The organism is Micromonospora lupini (genome assembly GCF_026342015.1).
GTDB lineage: Bacteria > Actinomycetota > Actinomycetes > Mycobacteriales > Micromonosporaceae > Micromonospora > Micromonospora lupini_B.
Window position 1 is genome coordinate 186,633 of the sequence record NZ_JAPENL010000002.1, and the last position, 17,833, is coordinate 204,465.

Annotated in this window: 18 protein-coding genes; 5 read left to right on the top strand and 13 right to left on the bottom strand. The window is 69.7% G+C overall.

The features are described 5' to 3' along the window. Nucleotides 1-21: 21 nt before the first annotated feature. The gene (locus tag OOJ91_RS15630) at nt 22-2,022 is read right to left on the bottom strand and encodes a protein meaA (RefSeq protein ID WP_266245702.1); all 2,001 of its coding nucleotides are present in this window, start codon (nt 2,020-2,022) and stop codon (nt 22-24) included. A gap of 151 nt (nt 2,023-2,173) precedes the next feature. Here OOJ91_RS15630 and OOJ91_RS15635 point away from each other — a divergent pair, with 151 nt between their 5' ends. Further along, nucleotides 2,174-3,025 carry an ABC transporter ATP-binding protein gene (locus OOJ91_RS15635; protein ID WP_266245704.1) on the top strand — a complete coding sequence of 284 codons (852 nt, stop codon included), beginning with the start codon at nt 2,174-2,176 and terminating at the stop codon, nt 3,023-3,025. Continuing rightward, nucleotides 3,022-3,867: an ABC transporter permease gene (locus OOJ91_RS15640; protein WP_266245706.1), complete on the top strand. Its 846-nt coding sequence runs from the start codon at nt 3,022-3,024 to the stop codon at nt 3,865-3,867. The genes OOJ91_RS15635 and OOJ91_RS15640 overlap by 4 nt, the downstream gene beginning before the upstream one ends. Before the next feature lie 40 nt (nt 3,868-3,907). Here the strand turns inward: OOJ91_RS15640 and OOJ91_RS15645 are convergent, their stop codons facing one another. Further along, the gene (locus tag OOJ91_RS15645) at nt 3,908-4,756 is read right to left on the bottom strand and encodes a 3-hydroxyacyl-CoA dehydrogenase family protein (protein WP_266245708.1); all 849 of its coding nucleotides are present in this window, start codon (nt 4,754-4,756) and stop codon (nt 3,908-3,910) included. 220 nt (nt 4,757-4,976) lie between these two features. Here OOJ91_RS15645 and OOJ91_RS15650 point away from each other — a divergent pair, with 220 nt between their 5' ends. After that, the gene (locus tag OOJ91_RS15650; protein ID WP_266245709.1) at nt 4,977-5,621 is read left to right on the top strand and encodes a hypothetical protein; all 645 of its coding nucleotides are present in this window, start codon (nt 4,977-4,979) and stop codon (nt 5,619-5,621) included. Here the strand turns inward: OOJ91_RS15650 and OOJ91_RS15655 are convergent. Continuing rightward, a complete protein-coding gene (locus OOJ91_RS15655) occupies nt 5,612-7,057 on the bottom strand; it encodes a serine/threonine-protein kinase (RefSeq protein ID WP_266245711.1) in 1,446 nt (481 codons plus the stop codon). The two genes, OOJ91_RS15650 and OOJ91_RS15655, sit on opposite strands and share 10 nt — an antisense overlap. A 44-nt stretch (nt 7,058-7,101) precedes the next feature. Here OOJ91_RS15655 and OOJ91_RS15660 point away from each other — a divergent pair, with 44 nt between their 5' ends. After that, nucleotides 7,102-7,650, top strand: coding sequence for an RNA polymerase sigma factor (locus tag OOJ91_RS15660; RefSeq protein WP_266245713.1), 549 nt, complete (start codon nt 7,102-7,104; stop codon nt 7,648-7,650). 24 nt (nt 7,651-7,674) lie between these two features. Here OOJ91_RS15660 and murA read toward each other — a convergent pair whose 3' ends face one another. Then, the gene (gene murA, locus OOJ91_RS15665) at nt 7,675-9,117 is read right to left on the bottom strand and encodes a UDP-N-acetylglucosamine 1-carboxyvinyltransferase (RefSeq protein WP_266245716.1); all 1,443 of its coding nucleotides are present in this window, start codon (nt 9,115-9,117) and stop codon (nt 7,675-7,677) included. Between murA and OOJ91_RS15670 the strand changes: the two genes are divergently transcribed. Then, nucleotides 9,116-9,688, top strand: a complete 573-nt coding sequence (locus OOJ91_RS15670) for a cob(I)yrinic acid a,c-diamide adenosyltransferase (RefSeq protein WP_266245718.1) — start codon at nt 9,116-9,118, stop codon at nt 9,686-9,688. The two genes, murA and OOJ91_RS15670, sit on opposite strands and share 2 nt — an antisense overlap. A 159-nt stretch (nt 9,689-9,847) precedes the next feature. On the opposite strand, the gene OOJ91_RS15675 is transcribed toward OOJ91_RS15670, so the two are convergent. From OOJ91_RS15675 to OOJ91_RS15715, 9 genes are all read right to left on the bottom strand, one after another. After that, nucleotides 9,848-10,303: a DUF2550 domain-containing protein gene (locus OOJ91_RS15675; protein ID WP_266245719.1), complete on the bottom strand. Its 456-nt coding sequence runs from the start codon at nt 10,301-10,303 to the stop codon at nt 9,848-9,850. A gap of 12 nt (nt 10,304-10,315) precedes the next feature. Continuing rightward, on the bottom strand, nt 10,316-10,597 hold the full coding sequence (locus OOJ91_RS15680) for a F0F1 ATP synthase subunit epsilon (RefSeq protein WP_007464510.1): 282 nt from the start codon (nt 10,595-10,597) through the stop codon (nt 10,316-10,318). Nucleotides 10,598-10,686: 89 nt separating this feature from the next. Beyond that, nucleotides 10,687-11,829, bottom strand: coding sequence for an LCP family protein (locus OOJ91_RS15685; protein ID WP_266245721.1), 1,143 nt, complete (start codon nt 11,827-11,829; stop codon nt 10,687-10,689). A 221-nt stretch (nt 11,830-12,050) separates the two neighbouring features. Further along, nucleotides 12,051-13,487: a F0F1 ATP synthase subunit beta gene (gene atpD, locus OOJ91_RS15690; RefSeq protein WP_266245722.1), complete on the bottom strand. Its 1,437-nt coding sequence runs from the start codon at nt 13,485-13,487 to the stop codon at nt 12,051-12,053. Next, nucleotides 13,487-14,416: a F0F1 ATP synthase subunit gamma gene (locus tag OOJ91_RS15695; RefSeq protein ID WP_266245724.1), complete on the bottom strand. Its 930-nt coding sequence runs from the start codon at nt 14,414-14,416 to the stop codon at nt 13,487-13,489. The genes atpD and OOJ91_RS15695 overlap by 1 nt, the downstream gene beginning before the upstream one ends. 4 nt (nt 14,417-14,420) lie before the next feature. Beyond that, nucleotides 14,421-16,073 carry a F0F1 ATP synthase subunit alpha gene (gene atpA / locus OOJ91_RS15700; protein ID WP_266245726.1) on the bottom strand — a complete coding sequence of 551 codons (1,653 nt, stop codon included), beginning with the start codon at nt 16,071-16,073 and terminating at the stop codon, nt 14,421-14,423. A 143-nt stretch (nt 16,074-16,216) separates the two neighbouring features. Further along, nucleotides 16,217-17,038, bottom strand: coding sequence for a F0F1 ATP synthase subunit delta (locus OOJ91_RS15705; RefSeq protein WP_266245727.1), 822 nt, complete (start codon nt 17,036-17,038; stop codon nt 16,217-16,219). After that, a complete protein-coding gene (locus OOJ91_RS15710) occupies nt 17,038-17,577 on the bottom strand; it encodes a F0F1 ATP synthase subunit B (RefSeq protein ID WP_266245728.1) in 540 nt (179 codons plus the stop codon). The genes OOJ91_RS15705 and OOJ91_RS15710 overlap by 1 nt, the downstream gene beginning before the upstream one ends. Nucleotides 17,578-17,604: 27 nt before the next feature. Beyond that, a complete protein-coding gene (locus OOJ91_RS15715) occupies nt 17,605-17,832 on the bottom strand; it encodes an ATP synthase F0 subunit C (protein WP_007464523.1) in 228 nt (75 codons plus the stop codon). Nucleotide 17,833: the final 1 nt, after the last annotated feature.

The following is a 17,833-nucleotide window of genomic DNA, read 5'->3' on the forward strand; positions in this document are numbered from 1 at the left end:
CGGCTTCGACAAGCGGCACGGTCAGGGCAGGTCGTTGGCGTGCCGGATGACAGTCACCAGGTCGTCGATGATGCCGGTGAGGGCGAAGTCCTTCGGGGTGAAGACCCGGGCCACCCCGGCTGCCCGCAGGGTGTCGGCGTCTCCGGTGGGGATGATGCCGCCCACCACCACCGGCAGGTCGGCCCGCCCGGCGGCGCGCAGCCCGTCGAGCACAGCGGGTACGGCGGCCAGGTGCGAGCCGGACAGCACGGAGAGCCCGACCAGGTCGACGTCCTCCTCGACGGCGGCTGCCACGATCTGCCCGGCGGTCAGCCTGATGCCCTGGTAGATGACCTCGAAGCCGGCATCGCGGGCGCGTACCGCGATCTGTTCCGCGCCGTTGGAGTGCCCGTCCAGGCCGGGTTTGCCGACCAGCAGCCGCAGCCGGCCGCTGCCCAGCTCGCGCGCCGTGGCGGTGACGCGCTCGCGCACGGCCGCGAGGCCGGGGTCGCCGCCGCCGCCGGTGGCGCCGGCCAGGCCGGTGGGCGCGCGGTACTCGCCGAAGACCTGACGCAGCGCGCCCGCCCACTCGCCGGTGGTCACCCCGGCCCGCACGCACTCAAGGGTCGCGGGCATCAGGTTGGCGGTGGTCGCGGCGTCCGCGCGGAGCCGGGCCAGTGCCGCGTCGACCGCCGCGTCGTCCCGACCGGCACGCCACTGGCGTACGGAGGCGACGGCGGCCGCCTCGACGGCGGGGTCGACCTGTTCGACGGCCTCCGCTCCGGCGACGGTCAGCGGGGAGGGTTCGGTCTCGGCGTACCTGTTGACGCCGACCACCACGTCGGCCCCGGACTCGATCCGGCGGCGGCGCTCGGCGAGCGAGGCGACAAGCGCGCTCTTGAGGTAGCCGGTCTCCACGGCGGCGACCACCCCGCCCAGCTCCAGCACCTTGTCCAGCTCGACGCGCGCTCCGGTGACGATCTCGTCGACGAGCGCGGTCATCACGTGCGAGCCGGCGAAGAGGTCGGGGTATTCGAGCAGGTCCGACTCGTACGCCAGGACCTGCTGCATCCGCAGCGACCACTGCTGGTCCCAGGGGCGGGGCAGGCCGAGCGCCTCGTTCCAGGCGGGCAGTTGCACGGCGCGGGCCCGGGCGTCGCGGGACATCGTGACGCCGAGCATCTCCAACACGATGCGCTGGATGTTGTTCTCCGGCTGCGCCTCGGTGAGGCCGAGCGAGTTGACCTGTACGCCGTAGCGGAACCGCCGCTGCCGGGCGTCGGTCACCCCGTACCGGTCCCGGGTGATCTCGTCCCAGAGCACGCCGAACGCGCGCATCTTGGCGATCTCCTCGACGAAGCGCACACCGGAGTTGACGAAGAACGAGATCCGCTGGACCACGTCGCCCATCCGCTCGGCCGGCACCTGACCGGAGTCACGGACCGCGTCGAGCACGGCGACGGCGGTGGCCAGGGCGAAACCGACCTCCTGCACGGGCGTGGCGCCGGCTTCCTGAAGGTGGTACGAGCAGATGTTGACCGGGTTCCACCGGGGCATCTCGCGCAGCGTGTACGCCACCACGTCGGCGGTGAGCCGCAGGGAGGCGGCCGGCGGGAAGATGTACGTCCCCCGGGACAGGTACTCCTTGATGATGTCGTTCTGGGTGGTGCCGGCGCAGCGGGCCAGTTCGGCGTCCTGCTCGATGCCGACCGTGCCGTACAGGGCCAGCAGCCACATCGCCGGGGCGTTGATCGTCATCGAGGTGTTCATCTCGGCGAGCGGGATGCCGTCGAAGAGCGCCCGCATGTCGCCCAGGTGGGTCACCGGCACGCCGACCCGGCCGACCTCACCTGAGGCGAGTTCGTGGTCCGGGTCGTACCCCGTCTGGGTGGGCAGGTCGAAGGCGACCGAGAGGCCGGTCTGGCCCTTGGCGAGGTTGCGGCGGAAGAGGGCGTTGGTCGCGACGGCCGACGAGTGACCGGCGTACGTGCGCATCACCCACGGGCGGTCCCGCTCGGGTAACCGGCTCGGCGTCTCATCCATGGCCGGAGTCTAAGTTACCGTTCAGTAAAGTGGGTTGTGGAAAACCACACACGTCCATGTCGCGGACGCCTGGGTGTCAAATACGCGCAGTGGCGCTGACCGCCACACCCCGGGCAGCGGGCAGGCCCGACCAGGACGCACACTTGACCTCATGGAAGACGAGCTGGCCATCTCCGTCCGAGGGCTGCGCAAGGCGTACGGCGACAACGTGGCGGTGGCGGGCGTGGACCTCGACGTCCGCCGGGGCGAGGTGTTCGCGTTGCTCGGCCCGAACGGCGCCGGCAAGACCACCACCGTGGAAATCCTGGAGGGCTACCGGCGTCGCGACGCGGGTGAGGTCTCCGTGCTGGGCGCGGACCCGGCACACCCCGCCCCGGACTGGCGCTCGCGCGTCGGCATCGTGCTCCAGGGCACGGGCGAGTTCGACGAGCTGACCGTGGCCGAGGTGGTCCGGCACTTCTCCGGCTTCTACCCCGACGCCGACGACCCGGACAAGGTGATCGAGCGGGTCGGGCTGACCGGCAAGGCGAAGGCGCGCACGCACACCCTCTCCGGTGGGCAGAAGCGCCGTCTCGACGTGGCGCTGGGCATCATCGGCCGCCCCGAGCTGCTCTTCCTCGACGAGCCGACCACAGGCTTCGACCCGGAGGCCCGCCGCGAGTTCTGGGAGCTGATCCGCGACCTCGCCGCGGCCGGCACCACAATCGTGCTCACCACCCACTACCTGGACGAGGCCGAGGCCCTCGCCGACCGGGTCGGCGTGATCGCCGGTGGCCGGCTGGTCGAGGTCGCTGCCCCGAACCTGCTGGGCAATCGGCAGGAGGCCCTCGCGACGGTCTCCTGGCGTACCCCGGAAGGCAACTTGCAGAGCGAGCAGAGCGCGACGCCGACGGCCTTCGTGGCCGACCTGGCCGCGCGTCACGGCGGCGAGGTCCCCGGCCTCACGGTGACCCGGCCGACCCTGGAGGACGTCTACCTCACCATGATCGGACACGCGCGATGACGACCACGACGAAGCCGGCGACGCCTGTCGCCGCGAGCCACGGCCGGCGGCCGGGCGCCGGCGCCCTGGCCCTGCGCCAGGGCCGGCTGGAGATCACCCAGTTCCTGCGCAGCCGGGAGTCCGTGGTCTTCACGATGGGCTTCCCCATCATCATGATCCTGATCTTCGCGTCGATCTTCCACGGGACGATCGGCGGCGGGGTCAAGTTCACGCAGTACTTCATCACCGGCATGATCGCGACCGGCCTGATGACTGTGAGCTTCCAGAACCTGGGCATCTGGATCCCGATCGAGCGGGACCGGGGCGTGCTCAAGCGCTACCGGGGCACGCCCATGCCGAAGTGGGTCTGGTTCGCCGGCAAGGTGATCATGGTGGTGGCGATCGGCATCGCCGAGACCGCGCTGCTGCTGGCCGTCGCGGTGGCACTTTTCGACCTCGACCTGCCCGGCACCGCCGGCAAGTGGTTCACCTTCGGTTGGGTGTCCGTGCTCGGGGTGACCGCGTGCACCCTGTGCGGCATCGCCATCTCGTCGCTGGCCCGCACCGCCCGCAGCGGCTCGGCGGTGGTCACCCCGGTCGCCCTGGTGCTGCAGTTCATCTCCGGGGTGTTCTTCGTCTTCACCGACCTGCCCACCTGGATGCAGCAGGTGGCGGCGCTGTTCCCGCTCAAGTGGATGTGTCAGGGGCTGCGCGCGGTCTTCCTGCCGGAGAGCTTCGGCGCCCAGGAGCCGGGCGGGTCGTTCGAGCTGGGCCGTGTCGCGCTGGTGCTCGCCCTGTGGTGCGTGATCGGCGTGGTGCTCTGCCTGACCACGTTCCGCTGGACCACCAAGCGCGACGGCTGAGCGGTCGGCCGGGGCGGGCAGCCGCCCCGGCCGTCGCGACTCAGTACGTGTAGAAGCCCTTGCCGGTCTTGCGGCCCAGGTCGCCGGCGGTGACCATGCGCTGGAGCAGCTCCGGCGGGAAGAACTTCTCGTCAGCAGTGTCGGTGTAGATGTTCTGCGAGGCGTGCAGAAGCACATCCACGCCTGTCAGGTCGGTGGTGGCCAGCGGGCCCATGGCGTGCCCGAAGCCCAGGCGGCAGGCGGTGTCCAGGTCCTCCGCCGACACCACGCCCGACTCGACAAGCTTGACCGCCTCCACCACCAGGGCGGAGATCAGCCGGGTGGTGACGAAGCCGGCGATGTCCCTGTTGACCACCACGACCGTCTTGCCGATCTCCTCGGCGAAGGCCCGCACGGTGGCCAGCGTGGCGTCACTGGTCTTGTAGCCGCGCACCAGCTCGCAGAGCTGCATCATCGGCACCGGCGAGAAGAAGTGGGTGCCGACGACGGCCTCGGGCCGCTCGGTCACCGCGGCGATCTGGGTGACCGGAATCGCCGACGTGTTGGTGGCGAGGACCGCGTCGGACTTGCAGATCTTGTCCAGGGCGCGGAACACCTCGTGCTTGATCTCCAGCCGCTCGAAGACCGCCTCGACCACGATGTCCGCGTCCGCGGCCGCCTCCAGGTCGGTGGTCGGGGTGATCCGCGCGAGGGTCGCCTCGACGTCGGACGCCTCGATCTTGCCCTTCTCGGCGAACTTCTCCAGCGACTTCCGGATGCCGCCGAGCCCTCGGGTGGTGGCCGCGTCGTCCAGGTCGCGCAGTGTCACCTGCCAGCCCGCCTGCGCCGCCACCTGGGCGATGCCGGAGCCCATGAGCCCGGCCCCGACGACCGCGAGTCGACCCGCCATCTGCTTCTCCCTCGCTGCGATTGAGTGCCTGCCTGCACCCTAGTCGGCGAGCCTGAACGATGACTAAGCGCTCCACGCCTGACGATGTCGGGCGCTTCCGGTGAGCCTGAGCGGGGTAGGGACCGGTGACGGATTCACGACTCCGCTCGGCGAACAAACGCCGGTGTGGGTGCATCGAACCCTACGACAACAGCCCAGCGGAATTTGCCAGGAGTTCATGATGCGTGCAACGCCCTTGGTCGGAACCCTCACCTGCCTTCTGCTCGTCGCCGCGTGCTCGTCACCCGTGCACAAGAGCGGCGACGCCGCGCCGGCCGGCTCAGCAGACCCCGTGATCAGCGCGGCCACCACCGGGACACCCACGGCGTCCACGCCGTCCGCGTCCTCCTCGCCGTCCGCGTCGTCTTCGCCGTCCGCGCGGCCGTCGAGCAGCGCCACCACCACCGCTCCGCTCGTCCTGGGCCCGAGGGGCATCGGCTCGTTGAAGCTCGGGATGACCCGTCAGCAGGCCACCGCGACAGGAATGGTGCGCCCGTTCGACACCACGGGCCGCTGCGGTGTGTCATTCCTGCGTGCCGCCCCGGCCGAAGAGGGGAACGTCACCCTCTCGCCGACCCTGGGAGTCGCCGCCATCAGCGTGTGGCCCGGCATCAAGACGCCCGAGGGTCTGCGCATCGGCATGTCGAGCGCCGAGATGCTTCGGATCTACCCGGCTTACCGGGCCGCCGAGGGCGCGGAGGCGACAAACGCTCGCGGTTACGTGACGGTCCCCGGTAACGACAAGGCCTCCTACCGCATCGCGACGAGGAACGGCAAGGTCACCGGGCTGGCCCTGCAGTTCAGGAACCAGGACTGCTACGAGTAGGCAGACCCGAGACGGCCGGCCTGCGGTGCCAGTGAGCTGGAGATCCGCAGGCCGGTCAGGATCTCGTCGGTCAGGTCCGCGTCGCCGACCTGCTTGATCTGCACGTAGACGCCGAAGCCGCGCTGCGGAACGGCGAACACCACCTCGCTGAACGAGACCGAGGCGGCACACGATGTCCACCGTCGTACCAGCGCCCGGTTACCGCCCACGTCCACGGTCCGGTCGGGCTGCTGGACGCACGAGGTGTGGCTGGGCAACGCGGGCGCCGGGCCGCCGGCGAGCAGGGTCCTGCTCGCGCCGACGAAGACGCCGGGCATCCCACTCGCCGGATCCGGCCAGACGGCGAGATCCGGGGCGACCACGAGACCCGGCGCCGGGCCAGCGGAGAGTCGCAGCACCGAAGGATCCCAGCCGGCGTCCTTCACCTGGCCCGCCCAGCTCGCCGGCACCGCTACCGAAAGAGCACCAGAGGCATCGTGTACGCGAACCCACCCCGACCGTTCCGGCAGCGTGGAACCGGAACCCGTCGTCGCCAGCACAGCGGTCAGTGCGACCCCGACGCCGACGACCCGCCCCAGCTGCCGTACGAACCGGCCACGGCCCGCGTTCCGCTCCATCGACGCGATGACCCGGTGCAGTTCCTCGAGCAACACCGCGGCAGAGGCCCAGCGTTGCCGCGGGTCCGGATGCAGCGCCCGCCGCACCACGTCGTCCACTTCGGAGGGAACTCCGGGCCGAAGCTGGGACGGGCGGGGCAGGGAGCGGCCGGACCTGCCCGTACGGCTGCCACTTGACCATGTCGGCTCGGGCGGGCGGCCGGTCAGCATGTGGTAGGTAGTCGCGCCTATCGCGTACACGTCCGCGCGGATGTCCAGACCACCACCTGCGGTCGCCTGCTCGGGTGGCATGTAGCCGGGTGTGCCGGCCGCGATCGTGAAACCTGACGCGTTGGCGAGCGCCTTGGCCAGGCCAAGGTCGGCGACGAGCACCCGATCCCGGTCGGCGGCCGGCTGGAACAACACGTTGGACGGCTTGAGATCCCGGTGCAGCACGCCGGCCTCGTGCAGCACCGTGACGGCGCTGGCGATGTCGGCCGCGACGAGCAGCGCCTCCCGTACCGGCATCGGCCCCGCGACGAGTCGATCCGCGAGGGTGCCGCCGGCCGCGTACGGCATCACCAGGTACGGCCGCCCGTCCGGCAGCTCACCGACGTCGAGCACACGCACCAGCAGACTGGAATCCGTCCGCCGCATGATGCGCGCCTCCTGCTCGAACCGCTCCCGCAGATCAGCGTGGTACGACCAGTTGTCCGCCAGCACCTTGATCGCGACAGAAGCGTCCAGAGCGTCGTCGGCGCCGAGCCACACAGTGGCGAACGCTCCAGAACCGATACGCCGTACAACGCGGTAACGGCCGATCTTGTCGGGAACTGACACGCCCGTAGTATGGCCGACAAGACGCTGAGGAACGGGGCCTGAGCATGTCAGATGATCTTGATATCGAGGCGCTCGCCGGTCGTGCCGCCAGGGGCGACGCCGCCGCGCTGGACGCGTTGCTGATCAGGATCGGCCCGCAGGTTCTGCGGCAGTGCCTGCGCCTCCTCCCCTGTCGGCAGGACGCCGAGGAGGCGTGTCAGGACGCCCTCCTACAGGTCGCCCGCAAGATCGACAGCTTCGCCGGCCGCTCGAAGTTCTCCACCTGGCTGCACATCGTCACGGCCAACTGCGCCCGGCAGACGTATCGAAGCCTCAAGCGTCGTGCCGACGAGCAATCCACTCCGGTGCTGCCACTCGACGCCGCCGACCCCCGCACCACGAGCGTGATCGCGGGTTCCCGACTCGACCTGCTGGACGCGCTGGAGCGGCTGGAGGCGCACCGACCCGAACTGGTCGCCCCGCTGGTGCTGCGTGACCTGTGCCAGTTGACCTACGACCAGATCGCCGACCACCTCGCCATTCCGGTCGGCACCCTGAAGTCACGCATCCACGACGCACGTCGACACGTGCGTGCCTCGCTCCAGGCCACCTGAGGACGCGAGAGCCGCAGCCGGGCGTCAGATCTCCAGCGACGGTTCCTCGGGGGCAGTGCCCCGCTCGACCGCCACGCCGAGCGCGCGCAGGTCGGCCACGAAGTCCGGGTACCCCCGGTCGACGTGGTGCACGTGCGAGACCTCGGTGGGCCCGTCCGCGCAGAGCGCGGCGATGATCAACCCGGCTCCGGCGCGGATGTCGGTGGCCCGCACCGGAGCGCCGGACAGTCGCCCCCGCCCCCGGACCACCGCGTGGTGCCCGTCGGTCTTGATGTCCGCGCCGAGCCGCATCATCTCGTTGGCGAACATGAACCGGCCGTCGAAGATGTTCTCCGTGATCAGGGAGGCGCCGTCGCTGACCGCCGCGAGCCCGATCGCCATGGGCAGCAGGTCGGTGGCGAACCCGGGGTACGGCAGCGTCACCACGTCCACCGCCCGGGGCCGGTCGTCCATGCGTACCCGGAAGCCGTCTCCCCGGGTCTCGACCAGGCCGCCGGCCGCGACGACCTTGTCCAGGGCGACCTCCAGGTAGGCCGGGTCCAGCCCCGTCACCGTCACGTCGCCGCGCGTCATCGCGGCGCCGAACGCCCAGGTGCCGGCGACGATCCGGTCGCCCACGGTGGCGTGACGCACCGGCCGCAGACCGGCGACGCCGGTGATCCGCAGGGTGGACGTGCCGGCGCCGGAGATCCGCGCGCCCATCTGGTTGAGCATCGTGCAGATGTCGACGATCTCCGGCTCCCGGGCCGCATTGTCGATCATCGTGGAGCCCTGGGCCAGGACCGCGGCCATCACCAGGTTCTCGGTGGCGCCCACGCTGGGGAAATCCAACACGATGTCCGCGCCGCGCAGCCCGTGTGGGGCCTCGGCGATGACGAAACCGTGCTCGCCGGAGATCTCCGCGCCCATCCGGGTCAGCCCGGAGACGTGCATGTCCAGCCCGCGAGACCCGATCGCGTCGCCGCCGGGGTGAGCCACCCGGACGTACCCCCGGCGGGCCAGCAGGGGGCCCAGCACGCAGATCGACGCGCGCAGCCGCCGCACGAGGTCGTAGTCGGCCTCAGCTCCCGGCTGCTCGGGTACGTCGATGGTCACCGAGCGGGACCGGGCGACTCCGCCCCGGGCCACCATCGGGTCGACGGGGTCGTCCGCGTCGAACCGGACGTCGCAGCCCAGCCGTCGCAGCACCTCCCCCATGATCGCGATGTCGGTGATCCGCGGAACATTGGTGATCACGCTGCGACCCGGGGCGAGCAGCGCGGCGGCCATCAACTTCAGCGCCGAATTCTTGGCACCGACGACGTGCACGGTGCCCGCCAGCCGGGCTGCGCCGCAGACCCGGATGACGTCGACGTCGTTGACCGCCGGGTCACCGGCGTCGCCGGGGCCCACAGCTGCGGGCCAGCCGGCCGTGGCGTCCGGCCGTGCGGGGATCGTCAGGTCCGGTATCCGTAGGCTGTGCGTCATGGCCGTCCACCTCACGCGCATCTACACCAAGGCCGGCGACGCCGGCATGACCAGGCTGAGCAACAACGAGCAGGTCCCGAAGACCGATCCACGGATCGCCGCGTACGCGGATGTCGACGAGTGCAACGCGGCGATCGGCGTCGCGCTCGCCCTGGGCCAGCTCGACGAGGAACTACGGGGCGTGCTCGGGTCGATCCAGAACGACCTGTTCGACGTCGGCGCCGACCTGTCGACCCCTGTCGAGCCGGAGCCGAAGTACCCGCCGCTGCGGGTGACCGAGGAGTACGTCGAGCGCCTGGAGGGCTGGTGCGACGAGTACAACGCACGCCTGAGCAAGCTCGACTCCTTCATCCTCCCCGGCGGCACCGCGGGCGCGGCGCTGCTGCACGTGGCGCGGACCACCGCCCGGCGTGCGGAACGGGCGGCGTGGGCGCTGGTCGGCCACGATCCGGACCGGACCAGCCCGCTCCCGGCAAAGTATCTCAACCGGCTCTCCGATCTGCTCTTTATCCTGTCAAGAACGGCAAATCCGGCGGGCGATGTGCTATGGGTGCCGGGCGGCAGGCGCTGACCGTGACGCCGTGCGGGTGTGGGGTTCCCGATCTCGCGACCACCACGCGTAGCTAGAGCTTGATCGACTCGGGTTCATGGAAAACGGGGCATCCCCGCCAGCAGGACACCCCGAGTTCAAGAAGACCGAGTCGATCAAGCCACGACCCGCCGGCACCGCTCAGGCAGCCGGCCAGTCCTGGGAGGCCATACGCGGCGAGACCGCCCCCGGAGGGGCGGCCTCGAGCCAGGAGAGGAAACCGGTCACGGTCGATCGCGCCATGGCGATCTCCACCGGTGCGTGGTGACTCGTACAGCGGAGGATCACCCAGTCGGCGGGCATGGAGAGCCGTTCCTGGCCTTCGGGCAACCGCCGGCGCTCGACCGCGAGGTCCTTGCGGGAGAGAACCCGCTTGGGGCGGAGCGCGAAGCTGAACATTCGATACCAGCGCAGCTCGTCAGCGGCGAACCGGCCGAAGCCGGGTGACCAGCCACGCCCGTCGAGCACGGTGGTGACCCGGACGCTGAGCCGGATGATGCCACCGCTGCGGGTGACGACGGCCCGCCGGACGAAGAGCACGAGAAGCGCGACGAGGATGACGGCGACGCCGATCCCGATCCCTTCGACGATCTCCATCCCCGGTGTGACTCAGCGGCTCTGCGCGGAAACCGGGGTTGCGCTCTCGGCCAGCACGGTGACGCCCTCGGCGCTCACCGAGAGGAAGCCGCCGGCCACCTCGTACGAGACCTGCTCGCCGCCGGCCAGCTTGATGCGGACCTCGCCGGGCTCGGCGAGCTGGCCGAGCAGCGGCGCGTGCCCCGGCAGGACACCGAGCTCACCCTCGGTGGTCCGGGCGACGACCATCTCGGCCTCACCGGACCAGACCTTCTCCTCGACGGCGACGAGCTCGACGTGAAGCTGCTGTGCCACGCTGTCTCCTTGCTGCGGCGACGGATTGCCGAAAGTCTAGTCGGGACGCCGCGCCGACCCCAAGGCGGGTGGGGAGAGCTACGCCACGGCTACTTGGTCTTGTTCTGGAATTCGGGGTGCTCCAGCAGGAACGGGTCCAGTTGTTCATTGTGCAGGGCGGTGAAGAAGTCCGGGACACCCGCCTGGAACTGCTCACCCTTGTAGGTCTTGCCGTCGAAGACCCCACCACCGGGGAGCTTGATCATCTGGATGGTGTTGGGGCGGATGTTCTTCAGGGCGAGCCCGAAGTCGACGACGCTGTTGCCCCGACCGTTGAAGATCAGCGACTGGCCGGCGGCGCGCAGCACCTTGTCCAGCTTGATCGGGTTGGCGACCACGTCGGCGCTGAACGCCTGCCCGACCATCGCCTTGACGAACTGCTGCTGGTGACGCTGCCGACCGTAGTCCGAGTCCGGAACGCCGTTCTTCGGGTACCGCTGCCGGACGTAGTCCAGGGCCTGCCACCCCTTGAGGTGGTGGGTGCCCTTCGTGTAGACCGCCTGCGGCCCGACGTAACCCTCTCCGTACGTCTTGCCCGGCCGCGCGGTGCCGTCCGGCTGCTTGTGCTCGGACCGCACCTCCCGCTCGACGTACATGTCGACGCCGCCCATCGCGTCGACGATCTTCTGGAAGCCTGTGAAGTTGATGATCGCGCCACCGTCGAACCGCTTGATGCCCGTCACGTTCTGCACCGTGGTGGCCAGCAGCTCGAACCCTCGCGCCGCGTCGGGGTTCTTGCCGGGCACCTGGCTGCCGAACGACATCGCAGCGTTGATCTTGGTCTTCTCGCCGGAGAAGTTGGCCTTCTTGAACGCCGGGATCTGCACGTAGAGGTCCCGTGGCACCGAGAACAGGTAGGCCCGGTCCATCGAGGCCGGCACGTGCAGCACCATGATCGAGTCGGCAAGCGGCGCCGCCGTCGGCGTACGCGGGTCGATGCCCACCAGCAGGAGGTTGAGCGGGCCCTTGATCTCGCTCTTCTTCTCCTTGGCGCCCGCCGCCTGGTCACCGAAGAGGTCGGCCTTGCCGACGGCGCCCTCGTAACGGGCCATCAGCACCTCGGTGCCGACGAGCACCCCGCCACTGAGCACTGTCAGCACCAGGCCGAACACGGTGCACACCTTGGCCCAGCGCGGCACGCCTCGCCAGATGGACGACTTGCGGCCACGCTTGCCGGCCTTACCCACGCTCATCTCCGTTCGTCACGCCCACGAAGATGAGACGGGCGCACGTCGTCGAAAGGTTGCAGAAGTCAGCGCTCGTTCACGGTGAACGCGCGGACCCGACCGTATCTCGCGTGCCGGCGCACCGCCGACCATGAGTAACGGACCGCGACGATGGTAAGACGCGAAGATGAACAAAAGACTGCCCCGACATTGCCGGGGCAGTCTTTTGCGGTACGGATTCCGGGCTGTCAGCCCTTCATCAGCTCCTCAGCCTTGCGCTCCAGGTCCTCGAGCCCGCCGCACATGAAGAACGCCTGCTCGGGGAAGTGATCGTACTCACCCTCGCTGATCTTGCGGAACGCCTCGATGGTCTCCTTGATCGGGACCGTCGAGCCCGGCACGCCGGTGAACTGCTCCGCCGCGTAGGTGTTCTGCGAGAGGAAGCGCTCGATCCGCCGCGCGCGCTGCACGGTGATCTTGTCTTCCTCGGAGAGCTCCTCGATACCGAGGATGGCGATGATGTCCTGCAGGTCGCGGTAGCGCTGCAGGATCCGCTTGACCTCGGTGGCGACCTGGAAGTGCTCCTGGCCGACGAACTCCGGGGCGAGGATCCGGGACGAGGACGCCAGCGGGTCCACCGCCGGGTAGATGCCCTTGTCGGAGATCGACCGCTCCAGGTTGGTGGTCGCGTCGAGGTGGGCGAACGTGGTGGCCGGAGCGGGGTCGGTGTAGTCGTCCGCCGGCACGTAGATCGCCTGCATGGAGGTGATGGCCTGGCCCCGGACGGAGGTGATCCGCTCCTGGAGCTCGCCCATCTCGTCCGCCAGGGTCGGCTGGTAACCCACGGCACTCGGCATGCGGCCGAGCAGCGTGGAAACCTCGGAACCGGCCTGGGTGAAGCGGAAGATGTTGTCGATGAAGAGCAGCACCTCCTGCTTCTTCACGTCCCGGAAGTACTCCGCCATGGTCAGCGCGGAGAGCGCCACCCGCAGCCGGGTGCCCGGCGGCTCGTCCATCTGGCCGTAGACAAGCGCGGTCTTGTCGATGACGCCGGACTCGGTCATCTCGGCGATGAGGTCGTTGCCCTCACGGGTGCGCTCACCCACGCCGGCGAACACCGAGGTACCACCGAAGTTGCGGGCCACCCGGGTGATCATCTCCTGGATGAGCACCGTCTTGCCTACACCCGCGCCGCCGAACAGGCCGATCTTGCCGCCCTTGACGTACGGGGCGAGCAGGTCGATCACCTTGATGCCGGTCTCCAGCATCTCGGTCTTCGGCTCCAGGTCCGCGAAGGCCGGGGCCTTGCGGTGGATACCCCAGTGGTCGTCCGGGGTCAGGGTCTCGCCCTCTTTGAGGTTGAGCACCTCGCCGATCGCGTTGAACACGTGGCCCTTGACGGCGTCGCCCACCGGAACGGTGATCGGCTCGCCGCGGTCGGTCACCTCCGCGCCGCGGACCAGGCCGTCGGTCGGCTGCATCGAGATCGCGCGGACCAGGTTGTCACCCAGGTGCTGGGCGACCTCCAGGGTCAGCGTCTTCTCACCGCCGGACAGGTTCACCTTGACGTTGAGGGCGTTGAACAGGGGCGGCATGGCGTCGCGCGGGAACTCGGCGTCGACGACCGGGCCGATGACCCGGACCACGCGACCCGTGGCCGTCTTGGTCTCTACTGGTGCAGTCATCACACTTCACTTCCCGACGCGGCCAGCGCGTTGGCGCCGCCGACGATCTCGCTGATCTCCTGGGTGATCCCGGCCTGGCGAGCCGAGTTCATCTCGCGCGTGTACTTCTCGATCATGTCTTCGGCGTTGTCGGTGGCGCTCTTCATCGCCCGCCGACGCGACGCCGACTCACTCGCCGCCGACTCGATCAACGCCGCGTAGATCCGCGTGTTGATGTACCTCGGCAGGAGCGCGTCGAGCAGCGCCTCCGCCTCCGGCTCGAACTCGTACGCCGGCAGCAGCCCCTCGGAGCGCGGCCGGTCCTCCACCTGCATCGGACCGATCACCTTGGTGACCGGGCTCTGCGTCATCAGCGAGTGGAACTCGGTGTAGACGATGTGCAACTCGTCGACGCCGAGCACCCCGTCCGCCCCGGCCCCGCCGTCGGCGTCGTCCGCACCGGCGGTGAACGCCTTGATCAGCGTCTCACCCACGGTGCGGGCGTCCTCGAACGACGGCTGCTCGCTGAAGCCGGTCCAGTTCGCCTCGATCGGCCGGTCGCGGAACCGGTAGAACCCGACACCCTTACGCCCGATGACGTAGAGCACCGGCTCCTTGCCGTCCGCCTTCAGGCGGGCGATCAGCGACTCGGCCATCCTGATCGCGTTGGAGCTGTAACCGCCGGCCAGGCCACGGTCGCTGGTGACCAACAGGACGCCCGCCCGCCGCACCCGCTCGCGCGGGGTGAGCAGCGGGTGGTCGATCCGCGCGTTGGACGCCAGCGCCGTGAGCACACCGGTGATGGCCTGGGCGTACGGCAGGGACGCCTGCACCCGGGCCTGGGCCTTGGCGATCCGGCTCGTCGCCACGAGCTCCATCGCCTTGGTGATCTTCTTCATCGACTTCGCCGAGCGGATCCGTTGACGAAGAACGCGTACCTGGGCCGCCATCGGATCAGCTCTCGGCCGGGCGGTCGGTAGTGCCGTCGCGGAAGCGGGTCACCGTCTCGCGGTTCTCGTCGCCCTCAAGCGGCTGCGCCGGCGCGTCGTTGACCTTGCGCTCGTCGGCCTTGCCGAGGAAGACCTGCTTGAACTCGCTGATCGCCGCCTCCAGGGAGCCGACGATGTCGTCGCCCCACTGGTTGTCGGCGATACCGGCAAGCACACCCTCGTGCTTGTGCCGCAGGTACTGGAGGAACTCCGCCTCGAAGCGCCGCACGTCACCCACCGGGATGTCGTCAAGCTTGCCCTCGACGCCGGCCCAGACCGAGACGACCTCCTGCTCGACCGGGAACGGCGAGTAGTTCGGCTGCTTGAGCAGCTCGACCAGGCGGACGCCGCGGTCGAGCTGGGCCCGGGAGGCCCGGTCCAGGTCGGAGGCGAAGGCGGCGAACGCCTCCAGCTCGCGGTACTGGGCCAGGTTGAGCCGCAGCGAACCGGCGACCTTGCGCATCGGCTTCACCTGCGCGGCGCCACCGACCCGCGAGACCGAGGTGCCGACGTTGATGGCCGGGCGGACGCCCTGGTTGAACAGGTCCGTCTCCAGGAAGATCTGGCCGTCGGTGATCGAGATGACGTTGGTCGGGATGAAGGCCGAGATGTCGTTGGCCTTCGTCTCGATGATCGGCAGACCGGTCATCGAGCCGCCACCCAGCTCGTCGGAGAGCTTCGCGCAGCGCTCCAGCAGGCGGGAGTGCAGGTAGAAGACGTCACCCGGGTACGCCTCACGGCCCGGCGGGCGACGCAGCAGCAGCGACACGGCCCGGTACGCCTCGGCCTGCTTGCTCAGGTCGTCGAAGACGATCAGGACGTGCTTGCCGCCGTACATCCAGTGCTGCCCGATGGACGAGCCGGTGTACGGGGCCAGGTACTTGAAGCCGGCCGGGTCGGACGCCGGCGAGGCCACGATCGTCGTGTACTCCAACGCGCCCGCCTCCTCCAGCTGCCCCTTGATCGAGGCGATGGTGGAGGCCTTCTGGCCGATGGCGACGTAGATGCAGCGAACCTGCTTCTTCGGGTCGCCGGTGCGCCAGTTGTCCCGCTGGTTGAGGATGGCGTCCAGGGCGACAGTGGTCTTACCTGTCTTACGGTCGCCGATGATCAGCTGACGCTGACCCCGACCGATCGGGGTCATCGCGTCGATGGCCTTGATGCCGGTCTGCAGCGGCTCGAACACCGACTGGCGGGACATCACGTTCGGAGCCTGCAGCTCCAGCTCGCGGAAGCCCTCGTTGGCGATGTCACCGAGCCCGTCGATGGGCTGGCCGAGCGCGTCGACAACGCGGCCGAGGAAGGCGTCGCCGACCGGAACGGAGAGAACCCGCTCGGTGCGCTTGACGCGCTGCCCCTCCTCCAGCTTGGCGGAGTCACCGAGAACGACGACACCGATCTCCCGGACGTCGAGGTTCAACGCCACGCCGAGCGTGCCGTCCTCGAACTCCAGGAGCTCGTTGGTCATGGTCGAGGGCAGGCCCTCGACGTGGGCGATGCCGTCACCGGTGTCGGCGACGGTGCCGACCTCCTCGCGGGAGACGTCGGACGAGTAGGAGGAGACGTAGCGCTCCAGGGCGCCGCGGATCTCCTCCGTCGAGATGGTCAGCTCGGCCATCCTCTGCTTCCTTAAAATTCAGGGGCCCGGGATACCTAGTACCGACCGGTCCGAATGGCGTCTGTCATTCCGGGCGCTGCGGCGGCGGAGCCGCCCCAACTGTGCGGCGGCGGAGCCACCGCATTACGAGGCAGCGAAGCCGCTCAGCGCTTCGCGAGCGCGTTGCGGGTCTCGTTGAGGCGGCGCAGGATGGTGCCGTCGTACAGGTCGGAACCGACCCGAACGCTCACGCCACCCAGGACGAGGGGGTCGACCGTCTGCTTGACGGAGACCTCTCGACCGTATATCGCGCTGAGGCTCGCTCCCAGTCGGCGCTCGTCGGAGTCACTCAACGGGGCGGCGACGGTCACGTACGCCACCTGCCGGTCGCGTCGCTCGGCGGCGAGCTCCACCAGCCGGGTGAGCGCCCCACTGAAGGAGCGTCCCCCGAACCCGCCCAACGCCACCTCGACGAGGCGGACGGTGACCGGGCGGGCCTTGTCGGCGAGCAGCTCGCGGGCCAGGGTGGCCCGCTGCTCGACCGGGGCGACCGGGTCGGCAAGCGTGTTGCTCAGCGCCGACTGACCCGACACGACCTGACCGAAGCGGAACAGCTCGTCCTCGACCTCACCCAGCTCGCCGGCGGAGTCGGCGCTGGCGAGCAGCGCCTCCACGCCGAGGCGCTCGGCGCCGTCGAGCAGCTCCGACGGTGCCGACCAACGGCCGGACACCAGCGTGACGAGCAGGTCGAGAGCGTCGGCGCCGATCCGCCCACCCAGCATGTCGCCGAGCAGGGCGCCCCGGTCCGCGCCGGAACGAGCCGGCTCGGACAGGGCCCGGCGCAGCCGCGGCTCGCGCCGCAGCAGGCTCGCCACGGAGAGGATGGCGTCGGCGGTGGACGTCACCGCCGACGGCTCCGCGCCGCGGACGTACGCGTCGAGGCGCTCGGCCGCGACCTTGTACGACTCCCGGCTGGCGGCCTGCATCAGCGGGCCCCCGTGCTCTCGAGACCGCTCAGGAACCGGTCGACGGTGCCCTTGCGCCGCGCCTCGTCGGCAAGCGACTCGCCGACGATCTTGCTGGCCAGGTCCACCGCGATCGTGCCGACCTCGGCGCGCAGCTCACGCACGATGGTGGCCCGCTCGGCGGCGAGCTGGTCCTTGCCGGCCTGGATGACCCGGTCGGACTCTTCCCGCGCCTTGGCGAGGATGTCCTGCCGGATCCCCTCGGCATCGGCCCGCGCGTCGTCACGGATCTTGGCGGCGTCGGTGCGGGCCTCAGCGAGCTGGGCACGATACTGCTCGAGCAGCTGGTTCGCCTCGGCCTGGGCGGCCTCGGCGCGCTTGATGCCGCCCTCGATCGCGTCGACCCGAGCCTGGAACGTCTGCTCCATCCGCGGGAAGACGAACTTCATCAGCACGAAGCAGAGCACGGCGAAGGCGATCGTGCCGACCACGATCTCCTGCCCGATCGGAATGATCGGGTTGTGGCCTGACTCACCACCCTCAGCGGCAAGGTTGAACATGGTGACCTCCCGGTCGAGGGGCGGGTACTACTTGGCCCAGATGAAGCCGAAGGCGATGCCGAACAGCGCGAGCGCCTCGATGACGGCGAAGCCGATCCAGACGTACGGCAGGGTCATCCGGGACGACTCCGGCTGCCGGGCGGTCGACTGGATGTAGGCGGCGAAGACCAGGCCGACGCCGATGCCCGGGCCGATGGCCGCGAGACCGTAGCCGATGGCGGCGGTGCTGCCATTTACCGCGGCGAGAACGTCCATT